Origin of the sequence: Allosphingosinicella sp. (assembly GCF_036387215.1) — a bacterium.
In the GTDB taxonomy this organism is placed as follows: domain Bacteria; phylum Pseudomonadota; class Alphaproteobacteria; order Sphingomonadales; family Sphingomonadaceae; genus Allosphingosinicella.
On the sequence record NZ_DASVUE010000203.1, the window covers coordinates 1 to 3773 of the forward strand.

5 protein-coding genes are annotated in these 3773 nt (G+C 68.6%); 2 read left to right on the forward strand and 3 right to left on the reverse strand.

Annotation, left to right across the window (positions count from 1 at the left end):
• The coding region (locus VF662_RS08170; RefSeq protein ID WP_464139730.1) for a topoisomerase C-terminal repeat-containing protein at positions 1-411 on the forward strand (411 nt) is incomplete at its 5' end.
• On the opposite strand, the gene VF662_RS08175 is transcribed toward VF662_RS08170, so the two are convergent.
• Genes VF662_RS08175 through dut form a run of 3 tightly spaced genes read right to left on the reverse strand, consistent with a single transcriptional unit; the run spans position 329 to position 2762 of the window.
• Positions 329-1495 (reverse strand): glycosyltransferase family 87 protein, encoded by a 1167-nt coding sequence (locus tag VF662_RS08175; RefSeq protein ID WP_464139732.1) that lies wholly within the window; start codon positions 1493-1495, stop codon positions 329-331. The genes VF662_RS08170 and VF662_RS08175 overlap by 83 nt on opposite strands.
• A 50-nt stretch (positions 1496-1545) precedes the next feature.
• Positions 1546-2322: a HesA/MoeB/ThiF family protein gene (locus tag VF662_RS08180; RefSeq protein ID WP_464139734.1), complete on the reverse strand. Its 777-nt coding sequence runs from the start codon at positions 2320-2322 to the stop codon at positions 1546-1548.
• Positions 2319-2762: a dUTP diphosphatase gene (dut, locus tag VF662_RS08185; protein ID WP_464139736.1), complete on the reverse strand. Its 444-nt coding sequence runs from the start codon at positions 2760-2762 to the stop codon at positions 2319-2321. The genes VF662_RS08180 and dut overlap by 4 nt, the downstream gene beginning before the upstream one ends.
• A gap of 102 nt (positions 2763-2864) precedes the next feature.
• Between dut and VF662_RS08190 the strand changes: the two genes are divergently transcribed.
• The gene (locus VF662_RS08190) at positions 2865-3746 is read left to right on the forward strand and encodes an SMP-30/gluconolactonase/LRE family protein (RefSeq protein ID WP_464139738.1); all 882 of its coding nucleotides are present in this window, start codon (positions 2865-2867) and stop codon (positions 3744-3746) included.
• Positions 3747-3773: the final 27 nt, after the last annotated feature.

Below are 3773 nucleotides of genomic sequence, written 5' to 3' on the forward strand. Positions count from 1 at the left end.
GCCTCGATCGGCCGCTACGGGCCCTATCTCGCGCATGACGGCAAATATGCGAAGCTCGGCTCCACCGCCGACGTATTCGAGACCGGCATGAATGCGGCGGTGGTGAAGCTGGCCGAGGCAGCCGCGGGCGGCGGCCGCGCGCGCGGATCGCGTGAGCCGCTGAAGGTGCTGGGCGCCCACCCCCGCACCGAAGCCGAGATCAAGCTGATGGAGGGCCGGTTCGGCCCCTACGTCACCGACGGCACCACCAACGCCACGCTCCCGAAGTCGCTCTCACCCGATGCGCTGACGATCGAGGAGGCCGCGCAGCTGATCGATGATCGCGCCGCTAAGGGCCCGCCGGCGAAGAAGGGACGGGCGAAGAAAGCGGCTCCGAAGAAGAAGGCTCCGGCCAAGAAGAAGAAGGCTTAGCCCACACTGCCCAGAGCAGCCCGGCCGCGAAGATGATTGGAGTGGTCGGGGAGAAGGGGAAGCAGATCGCAAGCGCGGCTGCGGGGAGGCTGGCCCGACGGACACCCGGCCGAGTCAGCAGCAGCGCCGCTGCCGGCAGCAGCGATGCGGCTTCGTAAGGAAGGGCATAGGGCGTGCAGAGCAGGCTTCCGCAGACGATGGCGCCTCCCCGGAGCGCCGGGTCGTCCGATCGGCGGAAGACATGCCAGCAGCAGGCGAGGCCCAGCAGCGCGCCTCCGGCGGCGGTGGCAAGAGCTGCGGAGCCGCCGAGGCCCGCCGAATGGCTGAGAGCCGCGGGGGTGATGCCGTTGGCGATGAAGCCGTTGCTCCGGATGAGGGCGTCGAAGTCCGCGACCGCCTCCAGCCAGCCGAACCAGAGGGGCGGGCCCTGGAGCAGCAGGGAGACGATTCCGACGGTCGCCCCGGCCGCCAGCGCCGAGAGCAGCGCCCGCCATTCCCGGCTGGCGATCAGCGCCACCGGCACGAGCAACGCCGCCTGCGGCTTCAGAAGCGCAGCGCAGGCGAACAGGATGCCGGCCGCGGTCGGCCGGCGCGAGAGCAGGACCAGAGCCCAATGGATCAGGCCGCCCACGATCAACGTCACCTGGCCGGCGATCACGGCCCAATGAAAGGCAGGGGCGACCGGCAGCGCGAGCAATGCCGGCCTGCCGGCGCTTCGTTCGACTGCGGAGATGAAGAGTGTGAGGCCGAGGGCGGTCCATATCGCACAGGCCGCCCACATCGGCATCGCTGCAAGAGGCTTCATCGCCAGCAGCAGCGTGGGCGGGCTTACGAAGGCACGGAGGCCGGTCTCCCCCAGCGCCACCAGCGCCGCCATGAGCGCCGCCTGATCGTAGACCATGCCGCCCGGAAGGCGGCTTGCTGCCCAGAAGACCCTGAAGTCGGCCCCGAGCCAGCTTGCGACGGGGACCGACAAATAGATGAACCACGTGACGATCGCAGCCGCCAGTCCGAGCGTCGCTACGAACAGCAGCCGCTGCAGGTCCGCACGGGCAACGCCCTCAGAGGCCTTCGAACGTTCCATCTTTCCCCGCGCAAGCCTCCTCCCGCCGGGGACCCTAGCGGGAACATGGTTTAAGAGCCGTTTACCATCGCCTGCGCGCCGCAAGCTCGGCAGGCGGGATCCTTGACGATACGGATGGCGCGCATGCCGGGAGCAAGGCCGTCGAAGACGTGAAGCTTGCCGGTGGCGTTGCCGCCGAAGCCGACGACCTGGCGGATCGCCTCCAGCGCCGCGAAGCTCCCCGCAATGCCCGCCATCGCGCCCAGCACGCCGAGTTCGGAGCAGCTGTCGCAATCCTCGGCATCGAAAGCGTCGCCGACGAAGCAGCGGTAGCAGGGCGCGTCCGCCTCCCACCCGCGGAACGTCCCAACCTGCGCCTGGAACTGCCCGATCGCCGCCGACACGAGTGGGATGCGCGCCGCGGTGCATTGATCGGAGACGATCAGCCGCGTCGCGAAATTGTCGCTACCGTCGAGGACAGCGTCCGCCCCCATGACCAGATCCGCCGCATTCCCGGCAGTAAGGCGCGTCCGAACGCCTTCGAACCGCACATCCGGGTTCAGGCCGGCCACTGTTTCAGCCGCGACCTCCACCTTCGCGCGGCCGACGTCACCGGTGGCGAACAGGATCTGGCGCTGGAGATTGTCGAGGCTCACGACATCGTCGTCGATCGCCGTCAGTCGGCCGACCCCCGCCGCCGCCAGATACTGGAGCGCGGGCGATCCGATCCCGCCGACGCCGATCAGCACCACGTGCGCTGCCAGCAGCTTCCCCTGGCCTTCGCCGCCAATCTCCTTGAGGACGATATGCCGGGCGTAGCGGTCGAGCTGCGCGTCGCTGAGGCTCACCGCCCGGTCGATCCGAACCCGCCGGAGCCCCGCCGGGTCTCGCCGAGCACGCCTACTTCGGTGAACAGGGCCCGCTGGACCGGCGCCGGAACGAGCTGCGCGATCCGCTCGCCGCGCACCACCTCGAATGGTTCGGCGCCGAGATTGGCGAGGATCACCTTCACCTCTCCCCGATAGTCGCTGTCGATCGTGCCCGGCGTGTTGAGGCAGGTGATGCCGTGCCTCAGCGCTAGGCCGGAGCGCGGGCGCACCTGCACTTCATAGCCGTTCGGGATCGCGATCGCGAAGCCGGTGGCGACCGCATGCCGCTCGCCCGGCGCCAGGGTCAGGCTCTCCGCCGCCACGACGTCGAGGCCTGCCGCGTGCTCGCTGGCATAAGCGGGAAGCGGGAGGCCTTCGCCATGCGGCAGGCGCTGATATTCGATCTTGATCGGATGCATGTTTCGAAAACCCCGTTGCAGGCGCCCCTCTAGCAAACCGGACGGTGATTGCGACGATTTCCGCGGACGCCTAAGTCGCATCGGCAGGCGTTGGCGAAGGAGATGAAGGTGGTTGCGAGCGAGCCGGTAAGCGTTTGGGACGTCGGCGCCGAGCTTGGCGAGGGGCCGGTCTGGGTGGAGCGGGACCGCGCGCTCTGGTTCACCGACATCAAGCGTCAGCAAATCCACCGCTTCGATCCGGAGAGCGGCGGGCGGAAGAGCTGGGACGCGCCCGAGCAGGTAGGCTTCGTCCTTCCAGCGGCGGGTGGCGGCTTCGTGGCCGGGCTCATGAGCGGTCTTCACCGCTTCAACGAGGTGAGCGGCGATTTCGAGCGCATCGCCGAGGTGGATTCGCACCTTCCGGAGAATCGGCTGAACGACGGCGTCGTCGATCCCGCCGGGCGGATCTGGTTCGGCACGATGCACAACGGGGAGCGCGATACCTCGGGAAGCTTCTACCGCTTTGAAAACGGCCAGGTGATCCACACCGGCCTCACCAACATCTGCATCACCAACGGCCCGGCGCTCTCGCCCGACGGGCGCATCCTCTACTTCATCGATACGCTGGCGCGGACGATCGATGCCTGCGACGTTGCGGATGACGGCTCGCTCGGGCCCGCCCGCCCGTTCGTCCGCATTGCTCCTGAGGACGGCAACCCCGACGGTCCGACGATCGACAGCGAGGGCTGCGTCTGGGTGGGCATGTACAACGGCTGGCAGGCGCTCCGCTATTCGCCCGCCGGGGAGCTCGTCGAGCGCGTGCGCTTCCCGGTCGGCAACATCACCAAGCTCGCATTCGGCGGCCCGGACCTCAAGACGGTCTTCGCGACCACCGCTCGCCAGCTCCTGAAGCCGGAAGAGCTCGAGCGGCAGCCTCAGGCGGGGAACCTCTTCTCCTTCCGGGTCGATGTTCCCGGCATCCCTGGATCGCTCGTCGCGATTTAAGCGAGCGCGTCCGCGATCCGCTCCGCC